This window comes from Pseudomonas sp. BF-RE-21, from assembly GCF_019947305.1.
Classification (GTDB): Bacteria; Pseudomonadota; Gammaproteobacteria; order Pseudomonadales; family Pseudomonadaceae; genus Aquipseudomonas; species Aquipseudomonas migulae.
Window position 1 is genome coordinate 1 of record NZ_JAGYGF010000008.1, and the last position, 22,942, is coordinate 22,942.

Sequence of the window (22,942 nt, forward strand, 5' to 3'; positions counted from 1 at the left end):
CCCATCACCTGTAGGAGCCGGCTTGCTGGCGATCCAGGCGACGCGGTGCATCAGGCGGACCGAGGTGCCTGGATCGCCAGCAAGCCGGCTCCTACAAATTTGCGTACGAAGTACCTTTTGCGCATCACCCATCCAACAGGGGAAATGCGTGCATCCGAACCATCCGGGCACTCGCACAAAAGCGCGGAAGAATGTTAGCGTGCTTGGCATTCTCCACGCCCGACGAGCCCGCCTCCCATGAAAAAGACCGTCCTCGCTTTCAGCCGCGTCACTCCCGCCATGATCGAACGCCTCCAGCAGGATTTCGACGTCATCGTGCCTGACCCGAAAAAAGGCGACATCAACGCCCAATTCAACGAGGCCCTGCCCCATGCCCACGGTTTGATTGGCGTGGGTCGCAAGCTCGGTCGCGCACAACTGGAGAACGCGAGCAGCCTGGAGGTGGTGTCCAGCGTCTCGGTGGGCTACGACAACTACGACGTCGCGTACTTCAACGAACGCGGGATCATGCTGACCAACACGCCGGATGTGCTGACCGAAAGCACCGCCGACCTGGCCTTCTCCCTGATCATGAGCAGCGCCCGCCGCGTCGCCGAACTCGATGCCTGGACCAAGGCCGGTCAATGGCAAGCCACTGTCGGCGCCCCGCTGTTCGGCACCGATGTCTATGGCAAGACCCTGGGCATCGTCGGCATGGGTAACATCGGCGCGGCCATCGCCCGGCGCGGTCGGCTCGGTTTCAACATGCCGATTATCTACAGTGGCAACAGCCGCAAAACTGCACTTGAGCAAGAGCTCGGTGCGCAGTTCCGTAGCCTCGATGAGTTGCTGGCCGAAGCCGATTTCGTCTGCCTGGTGGTGCCGCTCAGCGAAAAGACCAAACACCTGATCAGCCGCCGTGAACTGGCGCTGATGAAGTCGGACGCGATTCTGATCAACATCGCACGCGGCCCGGTGGTGGACGAGCCCGCGCTGATCGAAGCGCTGCAAAACAACCAGATCCGTGGCGCCGGGCTGGATGTCTACGAGAAAGAACCGCTGGCTGAATCGCCGCTGTTCCAACTGAAAAACGCAGTGACTTTGCCGCACATCGGCTCCGCCACCCATGAAACCCGTGAAGCGATGGCCAATCGCGCCTTGGCCAACCTGCGCAGCGCCTTGTTGGGTGAACGACCGCAGGACCTGGTGAACCCGCAAGTCTGGAAAGGCTGAAAAAAACGGGCAGGCGATTAAAGCGCCTGCCCGTCTACAACTAAACCTCACACGTTACAAAACAACAAATACACAACTTGTAATTTAGTCCACCCCTCAACAAATACACTTCGCTATAGACTCTCCTTACTTACCCGCTCTGACGGGAACCCGTTCTGGAGAACTATTACCTTGAACCACTTGACGACCGAGCAAACAATTAGAATCAGCAAAGCCACATTGATGCTATTTATAAGCTTCTTTGGTTTTTTAATGTTGTTTAGCAACTTCACCGACTACCCTTCCAACTACGAATACATCGCCCACATCCTCAGCATGGACACCACGCACGAGGGCGAGAAATACAGCTATCGCGCCATTACCTCCCCCATGGCCCATCACAGGATTTACTGGCTGATCATTACACTCGAAGTCCTCTTCACCGCCTTTTGCATGATGGGCACTTACCAACTATTCAAGAATATAAACACCAGCGCCAAAAAGTTTCACGAGGCAAAGAAATATGCACTGATTGGCTTACTGATTGCCGTATTTATCTACTACGTGTGTTTTCAGGTTGTGGGTGTCGAATGGTTCAACATGGATGAATCACAACAATGGAACTATAAAGACTGGGCCCGACATATCGTTGATTTCATCATGCCGTTAATGATCTATGTGGCCATCCGGATCGAGCGCTGAGTGCACACGCACCCGATCCGCAACATCTTCAAGCCAGCTTGCCGCTCCCCTGCACCATCGGTGCCTTGGGTTTGCGGAACACCAGCACGTTGCCCAGCATCACCAACACCAGGCCCATCAGCGCCGGTGCGGTCCATTGGTAGCCTTCGGCAAACGCCGAGACATTGAGCGCCACCACCGGGAACAGCACCGTGCAATAGGCTGCGCGCTCCGGGCCCATGCGCCCGACCAGCGTCAGGTAGGCGGTGAAGCCGATCACCGAACCCGGAATGACCAGGTACAGCAGCGAGCCGATGTAACGCGCATTCCATTCCATCTCGAACGGAATGCCTTTGACCAGGCACCACACCGACAGCATCGCCGCGCCATAGGCCATGCCCCAGGCATTGGTTGTCAGCGGCTTGAGCCCGGCCTTCTGTTGCAGGCTGGACAGCATGTTGCCCGCCGAGAAGCACAGCGTGCCCAACAAGGCCAGGCCCAGGCCCAGCAAGGTTTCCGGGCTGGCGGTGTGGCCGGCCAACTCCGGCCAGAACAGCAACCCCAGCCCGAACAAACCGAGCGCGCCACCCAACAGGACGTTGCGGGCGATTCTCTGGCCGAAGAACACCCGCGCATTCAGGGCATTCCACAGCGTGGCAGTGGAAAACACCACGGCTACCAGGCCACTGGGGATCCATTGGCTGGCCGTCAGGAAGCACATGAAGTTGATGCAAAACAGGCAAAGGCCCTGCGCCAGGCAGATCAGGTGTCCGCGACGGTTCATCACTTGCAGCTTGCGGCTGAGCAACAGCATCACGAACAGCACCAGCGCGGCGAGGCCGAAGCGATAGACGATCGACACCGGAATGGCCACCACGCCCAGTTGCCATTTCAAGGCAATCCAGGTGGTGCCCCAGATCAGCACGGTCAGCAAATACAGCGAAAGGTTCATGGTGAAGGCTCCTCAATAGGTGCCCAGTGTCCTGCGCCAAGCTTTTTCGCACTTGCATAAACTTGCGCTTTTGTCGGTGCAGAGGCTGGCAGGCCAACGTCTACGGAGTAGGATGCGAAGCGTTGGAGAAACGATCATGCCCGCACTGGAATCACTGCAAGTCTTTCAAGCCCTCAACCGCTCGCCCAATGCTCGCCTCGAGCACAGCGCCGAGCTCGGTGACGGCATGGCTGCAGCCCTGTGGAGCAATCATCACGACGCCCAGGACTACGAAGCGCCGAGCCATCACACGTTGTCCTGTTACATCGCGGGCGGCACCGGCACTTTTCGCCGCGATCAGCCCGGTACCAAGGGTGGTCCGGACAAACTGTGCATTCTGCCGGCCGACCATCAGTCAGGCTGGGTAATCAATGGCGACATTCGCCTGGCCCATCTGTATTTCAGCCCGGAACAATTCGCCCTCGGTTGCGTCACGCTGCTGGACCGCGAACCTCGCGAATTGCAGTTGCGTGAAGGGACTTTTCTCGACGACCCGCAGCAAGCCCGGCGCTTTCGCCAGATGCTCACGCTCAACTGGAATGAACCCGGCGAACGCCTGCTGACCAGCAGCCTGGCCCATGAAATGCTCAGCCACGTGTTACTCGGCCAGGTCGGCATGCGCGACGGCTTGCGGCTCAAGGGCGGATTGGCGGCGCACCAGCGGCGGCAACTGGTCGAGTTCATCGACAATCAGTTGGCCGAAGCCATCAGCCTCGGGCAGTTGGCGGGGTTGTGTGCGCTGTCGGAGTATCACTTTGCGCGGATGTTCCGGGAGAGCTTCGGCTTGCCGCCGCATCAGTATGTGTTGGCAAGGCGACTGAGTCGGGCGCGGGAGTTGTTGCGTTCGACATCGCAGCCGTTGGGGGAGATTGCATTGGCGTGTGGGTTTGCCAGTGCGAGTCACTTCACCAATCGGTTTCGGCAGGTTCTCGGTGGGACGCCTGGCGAGTATCGGCAGGCGTTTTTGCGCTGACCCGGAAGCCGCCTTCGCGGGCAAGCCTCGCTCCTACAGGGATGTGTGTTGATCGCGAAAATTGGACTCGACACGATTCCTGTAGGAGCGAGGCTTGCCCGCGAAGAACGATAACGCGGTCTGTGATCAGAACTCCAAGGTGCTGGACAACGAAACCTGCCGCGAATCCCCCATCGACACAAAGAACCGGCTCGCCGCCGAGGTGTAGTAAGTGCGGTCAAACAGGTTCTTCACGTTAAGCTGGAACTTGACCTTCTGCCCCTCGACCTTGGTGTCGTAGGTGGCGAATGCATCGGCCACGGTGTAGCTCGGCAGATCAAAATCGTTCACCGCGTTACCCGCCCGCTCACCGACATACCGCGCGCCCGCGCCGACCCGCAATTGATCGCCACCAACAATGGTGCCGAAGTCATAGACCGCCGACAGCGAGCCGGTGTTCTTCGCCACGTTTTGCAGTTTTTTGCCTTTGTAGTCCGGGTCTTCGGTGACTTCGGCATCGGTGTAGGCATAGCTGCCGATCATGCTCCAGCGATCGCTGAGCTGACCGCTCAGGTCCACTTCCAGACCACGGGAACGCACTTCGCCGGCGGCGCTGTAAAGGGTCACCGGACCTTCGGCATTGGCCACCAGCACGTTGCGTTTCTTGATGTCGAACAGGGCAACGTTACCCGTCACACGCCCCGGAATATCCAGCTTCGCGCCGACTTCCCAGGACTTGGCTTCTTCTGGCGCGATGCTGCCGTCGAGCACGGTGCTGCTGCCGCTCAACGGGGCGATGGTCGAGTTCGGTTTGAACGATTCGGTGTAGCTGCCGTAGAACGACAACGCGTCGGTGTACTTGTAGACCAGGCCGGCACGCGGCACCCATTTTTGCCCGTTGCTGTCGGTGTTGGCCTTGAACGGCACGCCTTTGCCGGCGTACTGGTCGTACTCCTGGAAACGGCCGCCGGCCACCAGAATCCACTGGTCGGTGAGGTGGATCGAGTCCTGCAGAAACAGCGAATCGCTGCGCAGCAGATCGGTCTGCGCGCTGTCCGCCGGGCTGACGGTGGTGCCGGCGACTTCACGGCCATAGACCGGGTTGAGGTAGCTGAAAGTGGTCAGGCTTTTCTGGCGGATCAGATCTTCGCGGTAGATCTTGCGGTACTCGTCATCGACGCCGAACACCAGGTCATGTTGCATGCCCAGCGCATTCACTTTGCCTTCGAGGCTGGCCGTGGTGAAGCGGTCGGTGCTGATCGCGTTTTGCGTGCCGTCCATGCTGCGGGTCAGCGTGCCTTTTTTGGTGTCGATGGCGGTAACGCGTACTTGGCTGGCGTCGTAGGTTTCACGGTTCCAGCTGTAGCCAAAGTGCGCTTTCCAGTTGTCGTTGAGCTCGTGGTCGGCCTCGAAGTGATAGAGGTCCGAGCGCCCTTCCATGTTGTTGAACGGCTCGTCCAGGCGACGCTCGCGGGAGATGTCCAGCGGATGGTTGTCCCGTGGGTCGATCAGCGTGCCACGGTCGAACGGGGTGAGGAATTCACGGTGTTCGTAGGCGAACAACAGCTTGGTGCTTTCACCGAACCAGGCCAGGGACGGCGCCACCAGAGTCTCGCGGTGGGTGCCGAAATTGCGCCAGTAATCTTCGTCTTCGTGGTCGAGCACCATGCGGTAGGCCAGCCCGGAATCACCGAGCGCGCCGGTGCTGTCGAAGCTGCCGCCGCTGCCGTTTTTGCCGTCGCCGTACGTCGAGCCACGCACGGTCAACGCGTTGTACTGTTCCAGTTCAGGTTTCTTGCTGACCATGTTGACCACGCCGCCCGGGTCCTGGATGCCGTAGAGCAACGAGGCCGGGCCCTTGAGCACTTCGACCCGATCGACCGTGGCGTTGAGGCCACGGCCCTGCACCACCGGCATGCCGTCGCGCATGATCGAGCCGTTGCGGTTGTCGCCGAAGCCGCGGGTCATCACCGAATCCTGGGTACTGCCCAGCGTGTTGCCCTGGGTGATGCCGCTGACGTTGGCCAGCGCGTCGTCGAGGTTGCGCGGTGCCTGATCGCGAATGACCTGGGCCGGGATGACGTTGACGGTCTGGGGGATTTCCTGGAGCAAGGCCGAAGAGCGCATCACCGAACTGGTCGGCGGCGGCTGGTAGCTCATGGATTGATCCATCACCGAGGTGATGGTGGTGGCGCCGAGGTTCAAGGCGCCTTCGGTGGGCTGCGGTTCCAGCGCCATGGTGTGCGCATCGGTGCGACGGAAGGTCAAACCGGAACCGCTGAGCAAACGCTGGATCGCCTGTTCGGCGCTCATCTGCCCGCTGACCGCTGGCGCGGTCATGCCGTACGGCGCTTCATCGGTGTAGACCACGCTGATGCCGGTGATCCGGCTGAAGTCGCTCAGGGCCTGGGGCAGCGGTTTGGCGGCCATCGCGAAGCTGAACTGCGTGCGCTGCTGCGTCGTGCCCGCTTCAGCGGCCAATGCCACGCTCAATGGCAGCAATGCCAATGCCGAAATGCTCAGCGCCGAAGCGCCCAACCACTGTTTGACCGAACCCGATTTTGCCCTGGACTTCATTGCTCATGACCTGTGTAGAACCGCTACGGATGCGAATGACTCGCAGTTTCAGTCACTACACGGATGGGGCTTGGGTTTACCTCATCATCATTTTGAAAATATTTTAATTTGGGGGATGTGTTGTTTGATAGGACGCCATCGCCGGCAAGCCGGCTCCTACAGGGGAATGCGTTTCAACTGTAGGAGCTGGCTTGCCGGCGAAGAGGCCGGACGCCTCAACGCAAAATAATCAAATGCCCCACAGCCTGCTGCTCAAACCCCATCACCCCCTGCAACGAACTCAACACCGCCTGCGGATCCTTGCTCGGGAAACTGCCACTGACCCGCCGCGCCGCCAGCTCATCGTTGAGCAGCACAATCCGCCCCGGGTAGTAACGTCGCAAATCCTGCACCACGTCAGCCAGTGGCGCCTTGTAGTAATTGAGCCAACCCTGACGCCACGCCAACTGCGCTTCGCTGTCCACGGCATGGAGTTTTTCCGCCGTGCCTTCGCCGTAAGCCACTTGCTGGCCGGCGGTCAGAATCTGCTGCTCGGCATGCTTGTCCGCCGTCACGCCAACCCGGCCGGACAACACCGTCACTTGCGCGCCGTGAGGTTGCAAACGCACTTCAAACTGCGTCCCCAGCACCCGCGCCTGGCCCTTTTCAGCCTCAACCACAAACGGCTCGCCGGTGTGCGTCACGCTGAAAAAACCAGCGCCACGACGCAACTGAATGTGACGCTCACCGCGACTGAAATCCACCGCGATGGCGCTGTCGGCATCCAGCGTGACCTGCGATTGATCCGCCAGCGTGACGGTGCGAACTTCCCCCGGCGCCGACACATAGTCAGCACCCAGATCATCCACCCAGCGCATCGGCTGCCAGCCTGAACCGAGGCTGACCATCAACAACAGGCACGCAGCCATTGCCAGCGCTCCGGACCAGCGCCGAACGCTGCTGCGCCGCGAGCGATTCATCGCATTGAGGTAACCCTGCAAGGCAAACGCGTCTTCGTTGGCCAGCGTCCGCGCCGGGCCTTCGCTCAGTTCCCACACCACTTGCGCCTGGGCATAGGCCTCGGCGTGCGCGGGATCGGCCTGCAGCCAATGGCTGAAAGTGGCCTGATCACCGCTGCTCGGCTGGTCATGCAGCAGACTCAGCCAGGCGAAAGCGGCCTGTTCCTGAGCGGGCGTCGGGGTGACGCGTTCGATGTGATTCACGGTGCTTTCCCTGGCGTGCGCGGTTCGGGGTCCCGCAGGCTGGCCTTGCAGGCTTCGAGGGCGCGCATCATATGTTTTTCCACGGCGCTTTGGGACAAACCCATGGCCTTGGCGATCTCGGCGTATTTGCGGCCATGGATGCGATTGAGCAAAAAGATCTGCCGCGTGCGCTCGGGCAACGCACGCAACGCCGCTTCGACATGGCGCAAATCGTTGCCGGCTTCCAGCGCGGCTTGCGGCTCACTGCCGCGGCTGTCCGGTTGATCCGGTTGCCAGCCTTCAGTGACCCGCACCCGCGTGCCTTCGCTGCGCAAGTGGTCAATGGCAATGTTGCCGGCGCAACGCAACAGGTAGGTGCTGAGCTCTTCGACCTGCACCAGCGGCCGACGCCAGAAGCGCAAAAACAAATCCTGCACCAGGTCCGCCGCCGTTGCCCGGCAGCCGACACGACGGTTCACCAGCGCTTCCATCTGCGAACGCTGGGACAGGAACACTTGCAGGAAATGCGCACGTGCTCCGCGAGGTTCGTCGTCATGGGAATCCGGAGGGCTAGTCATCATCGGGTCAGTACTGCGCAAACGCGGCAACGGGGCTGACGAGCAGGCTCAATGCAGCCATCGACAGCGCCAGGCGCGGGCGATACGGCATCAACAGCACCAGCAGCAACGCGCTGAGCATCAACACCGCACACCATTCCACCAGGCCAAGTCCCCAGCCGGTCGAAGACACCGCCGCCCACAGAGACAAGACCAGCAACAGCCAGCCACCCAGTTTCAATAAACGACGACGACGGGCCGTCGGCTTGCCGCCCAACAGTTCGGCGTGATGCCGATCCATCGATAAACACAGTGCGGTGAAACCGCCGTAACAGAGCAACAGCGACAGCAACATTCAGTTCGCCTCTCGCTCAAGGGTAATCGGTTGTGCATGCTGCCGGATGACGATCCTGGCCTGTCCCGAACGCTGCATTTTCCACGCAGCCCAGGCGAAAAACACACCGCTGCCCAGGCACGTCAGATCGAAACCGGCCATCGCCCAATCGCCCTGCGCCAACGTCACGCCCAAGTGATACGGCGTGGTCATGGCGTTCAGCAGCGGCATCGCGCCAAACAGCAATGCCACCAGTGCCAATTGCTCGATCCACGCCGTGCGGCCCCGGCGGACCATGGCATGCAGCACACTCAAACCCCAGACGATGAAGAAGCTGTTCACCTCCCAATCCGCACGTCCGGCCATGTCGACCGGCAACACCCGATTGGCCCAAAAGAACGCCGCCACCGCCACCATCAACCCGGACATGCTGGCGATATTCAGCACTTCCACCAGTCGCAATTCGAACGGCATCACGGCGCTTTTCGCGTGTTTGAGCTGACGCTTGCCGAGCCAGATCACCAGCCCGGTGCCAATCATCGCCGTGCCGGCCAACCCGCAAATGAAGTACAACCAGCGCAGCACGGGGCCGGCGAAATGGCCCATGTGCAAACCATAGAAACTGCCGGCAATCGCCCTCGGCAGCGATTGCTCCGGGGTCGTGCCGAGCAATTGCCCGGTCACGCCGTTGAAGGTCACCGCGCTGCCGAAGTCGTGAACTACACGGTCCGCGCCATCACGCACGAGCACCACCGAGGCATTCGCGTCGCCCGGATTGTTCACCGTCAGCCGCCCGACGCGCCCTCCCGACCACTGCTCGCGCGCCTTTTCCAGCAGCGGTGCCAGCGGCGCCAACTGCGCTGGTTTGTCCGCACGTTCCGGTGCCGTGGAGGCCGGGAACACCTCATCGTAAAACGCCCGCGCATCACCGTTGTACGCGGCAAGAATGCTCGCCGGCATCACCATCGACATGAAAATCACCAGGCTGCTGTAGGTGATCATCAGGTGAAACGGCAGCACCAGCACACCCACCGCATTGTGCCCGTCGAGCCAGGAACGCTGGCCCTTGCGCGGGCGGAAGGTGAAGAAGTCCTTGAAGATTTTCTTGTGGGTGATGATCCCGCTGATCAGCGCGACGAACATCACCATGGCGGCGATGGTCGACAACCAGCGGCCCCACGGATACGGCATTTGCAGCTGAAAGTGGAAGCGGTAGAAAAACTCGCCGCCGGTGGTTGCCCGGCCCTGCACTTCGGCGCCGGTTTGCGGGTCGAGGAGTTTTTCTGTGAACTGGCCGCGTTCGCCACGTTTGGCCGGGGTCTGCTGCCAGCGTACCGACAGGCCGGGTTCGCGGGCATCGGGCAGGTCGATGAGCCAGCGCGAGGCTCCCGGGGCGTGTTGCTGAAGGTAGTTTTGCGCCACGGTCAGGCTGGCTTCGGAAGTCACCGAACGCGCAGGGATTTCCGGCTGCATCCAGTGGCTGATCTCATCCTTGAAATACGCGAGTGTGCCGGTGAGGAAAATCGCAAACAGCAACCAGCCGAAGATCAACCCGGCCCAGGTGTGCAACCAGGCCATGGCCTGACGAAAACCCTCTTTCATGTGCGGCCCATCCAGTACGCGAGGCCCGAAATCGCCGCCAGCACCAGGCTTGGCACGATCAACCCGAGCCAGGCCCGCCATGCGCTGCGGCAGGCGAAGCACCAGATCACTGCGCCGAGGTAGGCCAGAAACGAGGTCATCATCCCGGTCACCACGGCGTCGGCACGGGCCATGGGCACCCACAGCGTCAGGCTGACACTCGCCAGCGCCGCAACGATGTAGCCACCCAGCACGGCGGCCAGCACCCGGGAGGTGACGGCCAATCGATAGGACACGGGGATTACTTTCATGTTTCGACCTTGAAACCGGTGAGGCCTGAGGAAAATCACGAGGCCAGGGTCGCAATATTAATGATAAATATTCTCATACGCAAAAGAGATACGATCAGCGCCGATTGCCGGAGCGGGTTCTCGCCTCTACAATGCGAACAATTCTTGTTCTCTAACGCATTAAACCGCGCTCGGAGTTACCGTTGCAGCCAGCCCACACCGTCGAAGTCCTCTATCACGCCCATCACAACTGGCTCACCGGTTGGTTGCGGCGCAAGCTCGGCTGCCCGGACAGCGCGGCAGATCTGGCCCAGGACACGTTCATGCGGGTGCTGACCGCACGAGACACGCCGCAGATCATCGAGCCGCGAGCGTTCCTCACCACCCTCGCCAAACGCGTGCTGTTCAATCATTACCGCCGTCAGGATCTGGAGCGCGCCTACCTCGACGCCCTGGCGCAGATGCCGGAAAGGGTCGCGCCGTCGGAAGAAGAACGGGCGATCATCCTGCAAACCCTGATGGAGTTGGACCAGTTGCTCGACGGTTTGCCGCGCCTGGTCAAGCGCGCATTTCTATTGGCCCAGGTCGATGGCCTGACGTATCCACAAATCGCCGCCGAGCTGGGGATTTCCATCGCCACGGTCAAGCGGCACCTGAATAAAGCGGCGATGCGCTGCTACTTCGCCCTATGAACGGCACCCCGGATTTTTCACCGCAAGTCGCCGAGCAGGCGGTGCAGTGGTTGATGAAAATGCAGCAAGGGCCGTTGAGCCCGCACCAGCAAAACGCCTGGCAGCAATGGCTCGATGCGCACAGCGAGCATCAACGGGCGTGGGAGCATATTCAGCGGGTCAACCAGCGCCTGCGTGGTTTGTCTTCGCCGCTGGCGCATGCGGCCCTGAATGCACCGACGTCCAGCAGCCGGCGTCAGGCGCTGAAGTTGTTGCTGATTCTTGGTGCCGGTTCGGCCGTCACCTGGGGCATGCGCGAGCACAACCTGCTGCCACCGTTGCTGGCCGACTACCGCAGTCCCATTGGCCAGCGGCGCAAGATCGCGCTCGCAGACGGCAGCCAATTGCAACTCAACACCGCGAGTTCGGCGGATGTGCAGGTCGAGGGTCAGCAACGGCTGATCCGTTTGCTTGAAGGCGAGATGCTGCTGACAACGTCCAAAGCGTTTCAAGTGCGCACGGCACAAGGCTTGTTGAAAACCGAAGGGGCGCGCCTGAACGTTCGGCAGTTTGCGGATCGCACTCAGGTCGCGGTGTTTGAAGGCCATGTCGAATTGACGCCTGATGGTGGTTCACCACGGATGCTGCAAAGCGCTCGACAGTTGAGTTTTGATGCTCGCGGAATCGGCAACCCTGTGCCTCTGGATGCCAACAGCGGTGCCTGGGCCGACGGCATGCTGGTGGCTGCGCACATGCGCCTCGCGGATTTCCTTGAGGAACTTGGCCGCTATCGTCGCGGGCAGTTGAACTGCGATGCGAAAGTTGCGGACTTGTTGATCTCCGGGACTTATCCACTGGACGACAGCGAGCGGATTCTGGATCTGCTGGAAATCAGTTTGCCGGTGAAGGTGAAGCGCTTTACGCGGTATTGGGTAACCGTCGAGGCGCGCGCCTGACTCTTGTAGGAGCCGGCTTGCTGCGGGCGGCGTTCCGACGATCGGCACGCCGCGGCCTGTCTGATACACCGCCTTCGCCGGCAAGCCAGGCTCCTACAGTTACGGTGTTTGTTCAGAAATCCTGTGGCAGTGGGGTTGCTTGCGAAAGCCCCAAAAAATATTCACACAACCGTGAGCCGTTTTTCAGATCTGGCGTGACAGAGAAGGAAAGCCACCTTGATTCCACCTTCTCAGGATCGTCCTCCATGCACCCCACCCGCCTCACCCCGCTGGCCCGCACCTTGCGCCAACTCTTGCTGGGCGCCAGCCTGAGCTTCGGCGCGCTGCCACTCGTCCACGCAGACGATGCCAAGCCGTACCACATCGCGCCATCGTCGCTGGAAAACGCCCTCAACCAGTTCGGCCGTGAAGCCGGCGTGTTGATTTCGTTTGGCTCGCAAGTCACCAGCGGTGTGCAGAGTCGTGGCCTGGAGGGCAACTACACCGCCGAACAGGGCTTGAACGCCTTGCTCGAAGGCACCGGCCTGCAAGCCCGCGCCGAAGGCAACAACGCGTTCAGCCTGCAACCGGTGGGCAATGCTGCGCTGGAGCTGGACACGTCCAAAGTGGTCGGCGACTGGCTCGGTGATGCGCAACAAATCAACGTCTTCGAGCATCCCGGCGCGCGTGACGTGATCCGTCGTGAGGAATTCGAACGCCAGGGCGCAACCCAGGCTAGGGACGTGCTCAACCGCATCCCCGGCGTCAACGCGCCGGACAACAACGGCACCGGCAGCCATGACATGGCGCTGAACTTCGGCATTCGTGGTCTCAATCCGCGCCTGGCGTCGCGCTCGACGGTGTTGATGGATGGCATCCCGGTGCCCTTCGCACCTTACGGTCAGCCACAGTTGTCGTTCGCGCCGATCAGCATGGGCAACATGGACGCGGTCGACGTGGTGCGCGGTGGCGGCGCGGTGCGTTACGGCCCGCAAAACGTCGGCGGCGTGGTCAACTTCGTGACCCGCGCGATTCCCGACGAGCCCACGGTGAAAGGCGGTTTCCAGACCGAAACCAGCCCCTCCTCCAGCCACGACGGTTTCAAGACCACCGGCAACCTGCTGGCCGGCGGCACTGGCGACAATGGCCTGGGCGGCGCGTTGTTGTATTCCGGCACACGCGGTGGCGACTGGCGTGAACACAGCGACACCGAGATCGACGACCTGATTCTCAAAGGCAAATACCAGCTCGACGACGCCAACAGCTTCAACGCCATGGCCCAATATTACGAAGGCAAGGCCGACATGCCCGGTGGCCTGAACGTTGCCGATTACGATGCCGATCCGTACCAGTCGACCCGCCCGAAAGATCAGTTCTGGGGCCGCCGGACGATGTTCAACTTCGGCTATCGCTACCAGGAAGATCGCCGCGAATTCACCGCCAACACCTTCTTCACCAAAACCCTGCGCAGCGGCTATCTGGATCAGGGCACGTTCCTGTCGCTGTCGCCACGCGAATACTGGGTACGTGGCCTGGAAACCCGCTTCGCCCAAGGCTTTGATGTTGGCCCGACCAGCCATGAAGTCGGTGTCGGCTATCGCTACATCAACGAAGCCGGCCACGAACTGCGCTATCGCACGCCGATTGCCAGTAACGAGTATCCGACCACCAACAGCCGCAACGACCGTGATACACGCGGCGGCACCGAGGCCAACGCGTTCTTCGTCGATGACCGGATCGACATCGGCAAATGGACAGTGACGCCGGGCATCCGCTACGAAATGATCGAATCGCAACAGACCAACAACCTGACGAACGAGAAGTACAAGGGCGATTACAACACCGCCCTGCCCGCATTGAACGTGCTCTATCACCTGACCGACAGCTGGAACCTCTACGCCAACACCGAAGGTTCGTTCGGCAGCGTGCAATACAGCCAGATGCCAAACCGCGTGACCAGCGGCGAAGTCAAACCGGAAAAAGCGCGCACCTGGGAACTGGGCACCCGCTACGACAACGGTGCGTTACGCGCGGAAATCGGCGCGTTCCTGATCAACTTCGACAATCAGTACGAAAGTAATCAGACCAACGATTCGGTGATCGCTCGGGGCGAGACTCGCCATCAAGGCATCGAAACCAGCGTCAATTACGCACTCGACGATTTGAGCCCGTCACTGGCCGGTTTCGATGTCTACGCCACGTACGCCTATGTGGACGCGACCATCCGCGAAGACGGGCCGAACAAGGGCAATCGTGTGCCGTTCTCCTCGAAACACAAGGGCACCGTGGGCGTCGGTTACACCGAAGGTGCGTGGAAGTTGAACCTGGACAGCAGCTATCAGAGCGACCAGTTTGCCGACAACGCCAATACGTCGAAAGAAAGTGCCGACGGCAGCACGGGCACGATTCCTGGCTACATGCTGTTCAGCAGCCGCGCGGCGTATGACTTCGGGCCGAAGTTGTCGGATTTGAATGTGGCGGTGGGGGTGAAAAACATCTTCAACCACCAGTACTTCACACGCTCGTTCGATGACAACAACAAGGGCAAGTACGTCGGGGAACCGCGGACGGTGTATGTGCAGACGTCGGTGGCGTTCTGATCTGAAACTGAACAGCCTCGCTGCAATTCACCCCTGTAGGAGCGAGGCTTGCCCGCGAAAGCACTATTTCGGCAGAAATCTATGTAACTGACACACCGCCTTCGCGGGCAAGCCACGCTCCTACAAGGAATCGCGGCGCTGCGATAATCGGCACAAACAACAACGGGCCTGCAATGCAGGCCCGTTTTTCGTTGGGACGTTAAATCAGGCGTCAGCCGTTTTGTGCAGCCTGTTCATTCTCGAGAAACTCGTCTTCCAGCAGCGCATCGGCTGCACGCCTCTCAAACGGCACCACAGCGGCACGTGGTTTGCCCCGCAGTTTGCCGAACAGATGTTCCAGTGCATGTTCGAGTTTTTCAGCCGCACCGTCGATCGCCAGTTCCAGGTTTTCGGCTTTATGGGTGACAGAAATCGGTTGGTGGCCTTTTGGCCGCGCTTCCAGCTGACAGCGCAAATCATGGGGACCGGGCTTGTCGCCGTTCTCGTCCCGCAGATGGACCTCGACGCGTGTCAGGTCCTCTTCATAACGTTCGAGCGTGCTCTCAATGGTAGTACGTACCCACTCCTCCAGTCGGATGCTGCTTTGAATATGGTTATCGCTGTTGACTTGGATTTGCATAGTTCATCCCTTATTTCAGCTAGCTCGCGAGAGGCCCCTCGGCTGGCCCTTGGGCGTCATCACCGTGACCTCTTGGTTACACAATCGGTCTGTACGACGAACAATTCAACCCCTGAAAAAAGATAAATTTTCATACGCAAAAAAAGCCGGACAAGGAGCAAAAGCGCTGTTAAGGTCGGGAGTTGGGTCGCTTCACTTCTTTGTCATAATTACTCACATCTGCCGCTCCGCCAGCGGGTGCAGGCTGCGAAAAACACCCGCCTCCTCTACCAGCCAGTCATGCACCGCGCGCACGCCCGGATGGCTCAGCGCCCCCGGCGCGTAAAGCAGCACATAACGTTTGTGATTGGGCACCGCCAACCCGAACGGCACAATCAACGTCCCGCGCTCCAGCTCATCGTTCAACAGCGTTCGCCGCGCAATCGCCACGCCCATGCCGGCAATCGCCGCTTCGATGGTCAGGTGATTGCGATTGAACGTGTGCCCGCGCCGCACGTCCGCGCCTTCGAAACCGATGGCGTTGAGGTAGAACTCCCACTCCGCGTACTCGTAGCTGCCGCGCCAGGCCGTAATGTCGTGCAACAGCGGAAAGTGCGACAGGTCTGCCGGGCCATGCAACGGCGGCCGTCCGCGCAACAGACTCGGCGCACAGACCGGGAAAATCTGTTCGTCGAGCAAGGTTGTGGATAACAAGCCAGGGTAGCTGCCGTCGTTCAGGTCGATGGCCAGGTCAAAGTCGCCCTCGTGCAACGGCACGCTGCTGTCCTCGGCCACCAGGCGTAACTGAATGTCCGGAAAACGCTGCTGCAAGCGCGGCAGACGCGGGGTCAGCCATTTGCTCAGGAACGATGGAATCGACCGCACCCGCAAAATCCCGCTGATCATTCCCGCATCCAGTCGTCGCAATTCCGCGTCGATGCTGCCGTAAGCCTCGTTGACCGTAATGGCCAGTCGCTGGCCTTGCGCGCTCAACTCCACGCCCCGGGCACGCCGGTGGAACAGTCGAAACCCCAGCCGTTCTTCCAGTTGTCGGATTTGCTGACTGACCGCCCCCGGCGTGATGTGCAGTTCTTCGGCGCAACGGGTGAAGGACAAGTGCCGCGCGGCACAGGAAAACACGTGCAGCCAGACGTAAGTCTGGGCGTGCAATTGGCGACTCATTGTTTAGTCCTGCTAAAGGCTGTCTTAGGAAGTTTCGTTGGTCACGTAGGACCGAGGTAGGCAGTATCGCCGACATTGCGCTTGTCCTACAAAAATGGCAGCGATTTCTCTTCCATTGCTTGTATAGGCTTTAGCATGGCTATCAGTGTTTTTGATCTTTTCAAAGTCGGCATCGGTCCGTCCAGTTCTCACACCGTCGGCCCGATGCGCGCCGCCGCGACCTTTGCCCAGGCACTGATTGACCAGCATTTGCTGGACGCCGTACGCCGAGTGGAAATCCGCCTGTACGGCTCCCTTTCCGCCACCGGCGTCGGCCACGCCACCGACCGCGCCTGCGTCATGGGCCTGATGGGCGAATGGCCAGACAGCATCGACCCGACCAGCATCGACAGCCGCATCAAAACGCTGCTCGATACCGGCGAACTGAATCTCGCCGGCAAAAAAACAATCGCCTTCAACTGGCAACGCGATCTCCTGCTGCTCGACGAGAGCCTGCCCTACCACCCCAACGCCATGTCGCTGACAGCCTTCGGCGACACTGGCGAATTGTCAGAACAAACGTATTACTCGATCGGCGGCGGTTTCATCATTGAAGCGGCCGAAGCCGAGTCCGGCATCGCGCCGACCAGCGACGTGGTGCTGCCGTATGATTTTTCCAGCGCCGCCGAATTGCTCAAGCTCTGCAATCAGCATGGCCTGCGGGTTTCCGAGTTGATGATGGCCAACGAACGGGCCTGGCGCAGCGAAGCCGAAATCCGTCAGGGCTTGCTGCACATCTGGTCGGTGATGCGCGAGTGCGTCGAGCAGGGTTTACGCCACGAAGGCATCCTGCCCGGCGGTCTGAATGTTCCGCGCCGCGCAGCGAAATTGCACCGCAGCCTGTTGGAAATCGGCAAGCCGAATGTCATCACTTCGACACTGTCGGCGATGGAATGGGTGAACCTGTTTGCCCTCGCCGTGAACGAAGAAAACGCCGCCGGCGGACGGATGGTCACCGCGCCTACCAACGGCGCGGCCGGGATCATTCCCGCCGTCCTGCACTACTACATGAAATTCAACCCGGACGCGTCGGACGACGACGTCGTTGCGTTCTTTTTGGGCGCCGCGGCCGTAGGCATTCTCTGTAAAAAAAACGCCTCGATCTCCGGCGCCGAAGTCGGCTGCCAGGGCGAAGTCGGTTCGGCGTGCGCCATGGCCGCCGCCGGTCTGGCCGACGTACTGGGCGCCACGCCCGAGCAACTGGAAAACGCCGCCGAAATCGGCCTGGAACACAACCTGGGCCTGACCTGCGACCCGGTCGGCGGCCTGGTGCAAGTGCCGTGTATCGAGCGCAACGCCATCGCGGCCGTGAAGGCGATCAACGCCACGCAAATGGCCCTGCGCGGCGACGGCAAACACTTCATTTCCCTGGACCGGGTGATCCGCACCATGCGCGATACAGGCGCCGACATGCACGACAAATACAAAGAGACTTCACGGGGCGGCCTGGCTGTCAGCTGGGTGGAGTGCTGAGGAGCATTCCCGACCGTCCGCAACACGTGAGCCCGAGCAAGAATAATAACGAGGCCAATAACGATGACCGATGTACGTACACCTGCTGCCGATAATCCTGCTGTAGACCTGACACGCAATACAGAAACAGCCCACAAGGGCTGGAGCAAACACGACACCACCTGGATGCTGGGCCTCTACGGCACGGCGATTGGCGCCGGCACGCTGTTCCTGCCGATCAACGCTGGCGTGGGTGGCTTCTGGCCGCTGCTGATCCTGGCGGTGCTGGCGTTTCCAATGACCTTCTTCGCCCACCGCGGCCTGACTCGCTTCGTGCTGTCGGGGCGCTCCGGGGACATCACTGAAGTGGTGGAAGAACACTTCGGCATCGGTGCCGGCAAGCTGATCACGCTGCTGTATTTTTTCGCGATCTTCCCGATTCTGCTGGTGTACAGCGTGGCGCTGACCAACACCCTCAGCAGTTTCATGGAGCACCAGTTGCACATCGCCCCGCCACCTCGGGCGGTGCTGTCTCTGGGGCTGATCCTTGGTTTGATGGCGATTGTGCGCTGCGGCCAGGGCGTCATCGTCAAATGCATGAGCGTGCTGGTTTACCCGTTCGTCGCGGCGTTGCTGCTGCTCGGCATCAGTCTGATTCCGAACTGGAACGGCGCGTTCTTCGCCACCGCCGGTGACGGCATGCCGATGCCGCTGTTCTTCAAAACGCTGTGGCTGGCGATCCCGGTGATGGTGTTTTCGTTCAACCATTCGCCGATCATCTCCGCCTTCGCTGTCGATCAGAAGCAGCGGTACGGCGAGCAGGCCGAGCGCAAGAGCAGCGGCATCCTCGCCATTGCCCACGGGATGATGGTGGTGACCGTGATGTTCTTCTGTTTCAGCTGCGTGTTGGCCCTGTCCCCGGCTGATCTGGCGGCGGCGAAGGCACAGAACATCTCGATCCTGTCGTACCTGGCCAACCACTTCCAGACCCCGGTCATTGCCTACGCCGCGCCGCTGATTGCGCTGGTGGCGATCACCAAATCCTTCCTCGGCCATTACATCGGCGCCAGCGAAGGCTTTCAGGGCCTGATCGTGAAAAGCCTGCGTGGCCGTGGCCGGGTGATGTCGGCGAGCTGGCTGAACCGCATCACTGCGCTGTTCATGATCCTCAGCTGCTGGGCCGTGGCCACTTTCAACCCGAGCATCCTCGGCATGATCGAAACCCTCGGCGGGCCGATCATTGCGTGCCTGTTGTTCCTGATGCCGATGTACGCCATCCGTCGCGTGCCGGCTTTGCGCCAGTATTCGGGCCAGGCGTCGAACGTGTTCGTGGTGTTGATCGGTCTGATTGCACTGTCTGCGATCATCTACTCATTCATGCCCTGAAACGGGCAAAGTTCTTGTAGGAGCGAGCCTGCTCGCGATGGTCTCGAGAGCGCCACGTTTACCCGGTAAACACGCGTTATCGTTGACGACCATCGCGAGCAAGCTCGCTCCTACATTGTTCGACAATCTTTCCGGCATGCCCCTTGCTACATCCCTGACGAGGCAAAAAGGATGTTTGAAAACCTCAGCGAGCGACAGGCCGATGGTCCGGTGTTGCGAACCAACCCGATCATGGCCGGTCAACTACTGCACGTTCAATCAGGCGGTGACGCATCATGGACAACCCTTTTCAGCTCATCACCGATGCCTTTGCACCGGATTACCAGATCAACCTGAGCATTCAGGGGCTGGACGGCAGCATCATGCTGACCCTCTCCAACAGCGGCCGCGTCGTGGCCAAGCGAATGATCAGCGCCGAACAACGCAATGACCCCAAGCGCCTCAAACGCCTGGTGCAAAGTATTCAATTCGGCATCGCCATCGAGCAGGGTCACAGCGCAATGACCATCCTCGAAGCCATGACCGACAGCGACAATCGCACCCCGCCGCCGCCATCGACTAAAGCCCACCCGCGCCCCGCCATGCGGTTTTAAATCTCGCCCTTCTCCACTTCGGGATGCTCACTGGAACCCGCACCGGTCTTGCGTTGCGGGTGTTCGATCTTCACCGAAGGGAATTGCGACGAGGCGTAACGCACCACCAGAATCGCAAACGCCAGCAGCAGAATCCCGCCGCACAGGTAAATGATGCCCAGGTCCGGCGGATTGTGGTGCGAGACGTTGGAGATCAACAACCGCGTCAGCGCGGTGATCGCCACGTAGATCAGGAAACGCACCGGCATGTGATTGGTCTTGAAGTATTGTCTAGCCCATTCATGAATACTTAGAGTCCGCTCCCCCGCTTTCGGCTGATTGACATTCCCCTGCTTGCACCTATCATGGCACAGAGCCACCAATCAAATGCCAGCCCGCAAACTAGAGCTTGCAGAAATAACGATCATGCAGAGAGAAATGGATGTCAGCTATAAAAAAAGATACAAACTACGGCTATTTGAATTTCTTTGAAATCATAGAAAGCGGCCTTTATCGAACTCAGAAAAAAACCGACGGTGAAATAAAGTCAAAAAGCTTTGGATTGGAAACATCCCTAGTCCTTAGAAGTATCAAAGCATGGGTTAACTCTAGACGTTTTAAAGAAACTTCACCTTGGGCAGAGCATGGTGAATCTGGCGAAGCATCCATAATGTGTTATTGCAGAGAGATTCACGAATTTGAAAATGGTGATTTCCTTCTAACATTGTGGAAGCATGACCCAAGCGATTCCAAAAGTTATCGAGGACTCCGACTAAATGAAAAAGGAGAGCCAATTGGGTACATAAGCAACAATTCGATGGATACCGGGGATGATGTCGTCTGGGGACACCCTTGCTATTACTGGATAATTCCTGACTCAAATCTAGTAATTTCAGTAAAATTCGAAGACTCAAAATGCGACTCTGACTTAATGCAAAAATGGATCAACTATTGCGTTAGATATCGTTTGAAAATAGACAACCACAACAAACGCCAGCCTAGCGATTCAGCAACTACAATCTACTTCAGCTCAGAAAGTGCTCCAGAAGACTACAGCCTTCTATATCGATTTTCTAAAAAAATAAAAGAATTTAAAACCAGCGAAGCTTATCTCAAGAAAATTTGCGAAACGACAAAGCATGTCCTTCTCAGAAATGAAGTCGTAGTGAGTTCTGAGATTATCCAACAAGAAAATAAAAAATCTCAAAAAACAATGCTAACCTTGGATAAAGCTAACAATGAAATATTTGATTTCATCCAAAGAATGATGGGCCAGTTTTTTGGTCCAGAAACCCATGACGAGGATAGCGACCTCGGTAAAAGAAGAGTTGAGGTAAAGCTCGAGGCCACACCAACCTACGAGCAAATGCAAGATTTCATGAAATATTCTTCCGACTTCCCAGAAGACGGTTGGGCAGACGTAATATTCATTGATGAGAACGAGAACAAAACCTCTATTAAAAAACATAGACTAGTCGAGCGAGTCATGTTACCTAAAAGCGGAGAAACCTATTCCGCAGTCTTGCTATACAACACACTGGCAGGAAACCGCTCCAACTATTTACAAACAATTTCTAGCATCAATAAAAAACCATCAACAAATGAAGAAATCGAACCATCAGATGTAGCGATGGCCTAATGATTATTATATTACTTTGCCTTTTACCATCCATAGCATCAATACTCTGTGGGTGGCATCTGAAATTTGAAACAGTATCATCCACTCTAGGCCTCCTTGTGGGAGTGTCAGGGGCGGTATTCACCATAATGAGCATATGGATTGCCTTTCTATACCCTAACGTTCTTAGAACTTTGAAGGGGGATAACCTTGTTAATGCTGACTTCAGCTCTAGTGGTGGAGACACTACAAGGCTGAAAATCATTGTCGGAGTAATCGTTCAATCCGCTTTATCTATGGCCTTTGCCCTAATTGGAATGCTATTTGTTAGCTTCTACGAAGGATTCGGACTAAAAACGCAAGAAATCACCCTAACTGTAATGCAATTCCTTCTTGTTTTTTTCAGCGGACTACAAATATCCGCAATACTAAGTGTTATCCACATCAACTCTAGCTTTATAAAAAACCTTGAAGGAAAAAATAAAGCTAGAGCACGCGACTGGGACACCTAACCGACAAGACAACAGCCTGCTAACAACTAGGAACTCAATAATGTTGCACAGTTACATTCCAACCCTTGAAGCACCAACAGCAGAGTCCCCAGACTGGTATAAGTCCTACCACAGTTCATTCTACATGTCACAACTTGTAAATAACGTCTTGCTATCCTATTTAACCAGCTTCATTGAAATAGTACAAAAAAATGGCATGCTAGAAAGCCTGCACGAAGAGTTGCTAGAAGAAAAAATAATCACCCCTTCTGAGCTAAACCAAGGCCACTATACGATTAACCATGAAAAGCTATATTCGAAAGATATAAAAAATTTTATAAACGAAATAATTGATAATTTCAAAAAACAAGCCGAAAAAATTAATCACATGCTTATATGCAGTGGCGTTAACACTGGCGGCTATCTCGAAAGAAATATCGAAATCAACCTAGATGAAATATCCAAAACTGCAGACACTGAGGATTGGTATGACATCGTGAAGGGTTTTTTAAACGTATGGGAGTTCATGTTTTTATTTAGCATTACAGAAAGCACCTTAAAAGATATATTATCCAAACCTAAAGCATACACATCAAATTTAATAAAAGAGCTGAATGAGCAACATCCAGAAATCGCCAAAACAATGGCTGAAGATCACAAAATAGACATAAATCTTTCCGATTCAATTTGGAGACTTTTCGCATCAATACGGAACACTTACTCTCACACGCACGGAATGATCGCAACAAAAAACAAAACAGAGCTAACGAGAGATTCAGAAATATTTAAAAAGCACTTCAGAGAAGCATTCCACACCCCCAACGACCCATCATCACTTATACTTAGCTCCGTTATGATCGACACAGATCAGCTTTTTGATGGTAAAAAAATTAAACTTGGTAAGTTTTTCTTCATCTCGGATCTAGAGCTTAATATTTTCAGAAACTTTGTATCCGAGTACATCAACACAGCCAGCAAACTAAAAAACTAAAATTACACCCCCTATTATGACCCTTTTACCAAAGGCGGTGATATCAGGGGGAAAATCCTTAAATACCATCCC

Annotated in this window: 21 protein-coding genes and 1 pseudogene; 12 read left to right on the top strand and 10 right to left on the bottom strand. The window is 57.7% G+C overall.

Annotation, left to right across the window (positions count from 1 at the left end; all coding sequences use genetic code 11):
• Positions 1–237 precede the first annotated feature (237 nt).
• The gene (locus KGB25_RS08215; protein WP_008041788.1) at positions 238–1,212 is read left to right on the top strand and encodes a 2-hydroxyacid dehydrogenase; all 975 of its coding nucleotides are present in this window, start codon (positions 238–240) and stop codon (positions 1,210–1,212) included.
• Positions 1,213–1,383: 171 nt separating this feature from the next.
• Entirely contained in the window at positions 1,384–1,893 is a 510-nt protein-coding gene (locus KGB25_RS08220) for a DUF2165 family protein (RefSeq protein WP_223434756.1), read from the top strand.
• Positions 1,894–1,921: 28 nt separating this feature from the next.
• Here KGB25_RS08220 and KGB25_RS08225 read toward each other — a convergent pair whose 3' ends face one another.
• A complete protein-coding gene (locus KGB25_RS08225; protein ID WP_223434757.1) occupies positions 1,922–2,824 on the bottom strand; it encodes a DMT family transporter in 903 nt (300 codons plus the stop codon).
• A 136-nt stretch (positions 2,825–2,960) separates the two neighbouring features.
• Here KGB25_RS08225 and KGB25_RS08230 point away from each other — a divergent pair, with 136 nt between their 5' ends.
• Positions 2,961–3,836, top strand: coding sequence for a helix-turn-helix domain-containing protein (locus KGB25_RS08230; protein WP_207285247.1), 876 nt, complete (start codon positions 2,961–2,963; stop codon positions 3,834–3,836).
• Between the two features lie 126 nt (positions 3,837–3,962).
• On the opposite strand, the gene KGB25_RS08235 is transcribed toward KGB25_RS08230, so the two are convergent.
• The 6 genes from KGB25_RS08235 to KGB25_RS08260 all read right to left on the bottom strand — a co-directional run bounded on the left by KGB25_RS08235 (position 3,963) and on the right by KGB25_RS08260 (position 10,356).
• Positions 3,963–6,392 carry a TonB-dependent siderophore receptor gene (locus KGB25_RS08235; RefSeq protein WP_192227769.1) on the bottom strand — a complete coding sequence of 810 codons (2,430 nt, stop codon included), beginning with the start codon at positions 6,390–6,392 and terminating at the stop codon, positions 3,963–3,965.
• Positions 6,393–6,607: 215 nt separating this feature from the next.
• Positions 6,608–7,594 carry a FecR family protein gene (locus KGB25_RS08240; RefSeq protein ID WP_223434758.1) on the bottom strand — a complete coding sequence of 329 codons (987 nt, stop codon included), beginning with the start codon at positions 7,592–7,594 and terminating at the stop codon, positions 6,608–6,610.
• Complete coding sequence (locus KGB25_RS08245; RefSeq protein WP_223434759.1) at positions 7,591–8,154, bottom strand: RNA polymerase sigma factor; 564 nt, start codon at positions 8,152–8,154, stop codon at positions 7,591–7,593. Before KGB25_RS08245 ends, KGB25_RS08240 begins: the two co-directional genes overlap by 4 nt.
• A gap of 4 nt (positions 8,155–8,158) precedes the next feature.
• Positions 8,159–8,485, bottom strand: a complete 327-nt coding sequence (locus KGB25_RS08250; protein WP_119922357.1) for a DUF3325 domain-containing protein — start codon at positions 8,483–8,485, stop codon at positions 8,159–8,161.
• Complete coding sequence (locus KGB25_RS08255; protein ID WP_223434760.1) at positions 8,486–10,066, bottom strand: PepSY-associated TM helix domain-containing protein; 1,581 nt, start codon at positions 10,064–10,066, stop codon at positions 8,486–8,488.
• Positions 10,063–10,356 carry a DUF3649 domain-containing protein gene (locus KGB25_RS08260; protein ID WP_008041811.1) on the bottom strand — a complete coding sequence of 98 codons (294 nt, stop codon included), beginning with the start codon at positions 10,354–10,356 and terminating at the stop codon, positions 10,063–10,065. The genes KGB25_RS08255 and KGB25_RS08260 overlap by 4 nt, the downstream gene beginning before the upstream one ends.
• A gap of 182 nt (positions 10,357–10,538) precedes the next feature.
• On the opposite strand from KGB25_RS08260, the gene KGB25_RS08265 reads away from it, so the two are divergent.
• From KGB25_RS08265 to fecA, 3 genes are all read left to right on the top strand, one after another.
• Positions 10,539–11,027 (top strand): sigma-70 family RNA polymerase sigma factor, encoded by a 489-nt coding sequence (locus KGB25_RS08265; protein ID WP_192227764.1) that lies wholly within the window; start codon positions 10,539–10,541, stop codon positions 11,025–11,027.
• Entirely contained in the window at positions 11,024–11,962 is a 939-nt protein-coding gene (locus KGB25_RS08270) for a FecR domain-containing protein (RefSeq protein WP_223434761.1), read from the top strand. The genes KGB25_RS08265 and KGB25_RS08270 overlap by 4 nt, the downstream gene beginning before the upstream one ends.
• Before the next feature lie 245 nt (positions 11,963–12,207).
• Positions 12,208–14,541, top strand: a complete 2,334-nt coding sequence (fecA, locus tag KGB25_RS08275) for a TonB-dependent Fe(3+) dicitrate receptor FecA (protein WP_223434762.1) — start codon at positions 12,208–12,210, stop codon at positions 14,539–14,541.
• Between the two features lie 211 nt (positions 14,542–14,752).
• On the opposite strand, the gene KGB25_RS08280 is transcribed toward fecA, so the two are convergent.
• Both KGB25_RS08280 and KGB25_RS08285 read right to left on the bottom strand, forming a co-directional pair.
• Entirely contained in the window at positions 14,753–15,160 is a 408-nt protein-coding gene (locus tag KGB25_RS08280; RefSeq protein WP_008025327.1) for an HPF/RaiA family ribosome-associated protein, read from the bottom strand.
• 213 nt (positions 15,161–15,373) lie between these two features.
• A complete protein-coding gene (locus tag KGB25_RS08285; RefSeq protein ID WP_008025326.1) occupies positions 15,374–16,321 on the bottom strand; it encodes a LysR substrate-binding domain-containing protein in 948 nt (315 codons plus the stop codon).
• 135 nt (positions 16,322–16,456) lie between these two features.
• On the opposite strand from KGB25_RS08285, the gene KGB25_RS08290 reads away from it, so the two are divergent.
• The 3 genes from KGB25_RS08290 (at position 16,457) to KGB25_RS08300 (ending at position 19,791) form a co-directional block, all read left to right on the top strand.
• A complete protein-coding gene (locus KGB25_RS08290; RefSeq protein WP_223434763.1) occupies positions 16,457–17,833 on the top strand; it encodes an L-serine ammonia-lyase in 1,377 nt (458 codons plus the stop codon).
• 63 nt (positions 17,834–17,896) lie between these two features.
• Positions 17,897–19,198, top strand: a complete 1,302-nt coding sequence (locus KGB25_RS08295; protein ID WP_223434764.1) for an HAAAP family serine/threonine permease — start codon at positions 17,897–17,899, stop codon at positions 19,196–19,198.
• 275 nt (positions 19,199–19,473) lie between these two features.
• A complete protein-coding gene (locus KGB25_RS08300; RefSeq protein ID WP_008025323.1) occupies positions 19,474–19,791 on the top strand; it encodes a DUF3509 domain-containing protein in 318 nt (105 codons plus the stop codon).
• Here KGB25_RS08300 and KGB25_RS08305 read toward each other — a convergent pair.
• Positions 19,788–20,057, bottom strand: a pseudogene (locus KGB25_RS08305) (phosphate-starvation-inducible protein PsiE); the annotation flags it as partial. The gene KGB25_RS08300 and the pseudogene KGB25_RS08305 sit on opposite strands and share 4 nt — an antisense overlap.
• Positions 20,058–20,212: 155 nt before the next feature.
• Between KGB25_RS08305 and KGB25_RS08310 the strand changes: the two are divergent.
• The 3 genes from KGB25_RS08310 to KGB25_RS08320 all read left to right on the top strand — a co-directional run bounded on the left by KGB25_RS08310 (position 20,213) and on the right by KGB25_RS08320 (position 22,870).
• Positions 20,213–21,409: a hypothetical protein gene (locus KGB25_RS08310; RefSeq protein ID WP_223434765.1), complete on the top strand. Its 1,197-nt coding sequence runs from the start codon at positions 20,213–20,215 to the stop codon at positions 21,407–21,409.
• Between the two features lie 128 nt (positions 21,410–21,537).
• Complete coding sequence (locus KGB25_RS08315; RefSeq protein WP_223434766.1) at positions 21,538–21,900, top strand: hypothetical protein; 363 nt, start codon at positions 21,538–21,540, stop codon at positions 21,898–21,900.
• A 40-nt stretch (positions 21,901–21,940) separates the two neighbouring features.
• Positions 21,941–22,870, top strand: coding sequence for a hypothetical protein (locus tag KGB25_RS08320; RefSeq protein WP_223434767.1), 930 nt, complete (start codon positions 21,941–21,943; stop codon positions 22,868–22,870).
• The last annotated feature ends 72 nt before the right edge of the window (positions 22,871–22,942 follow it).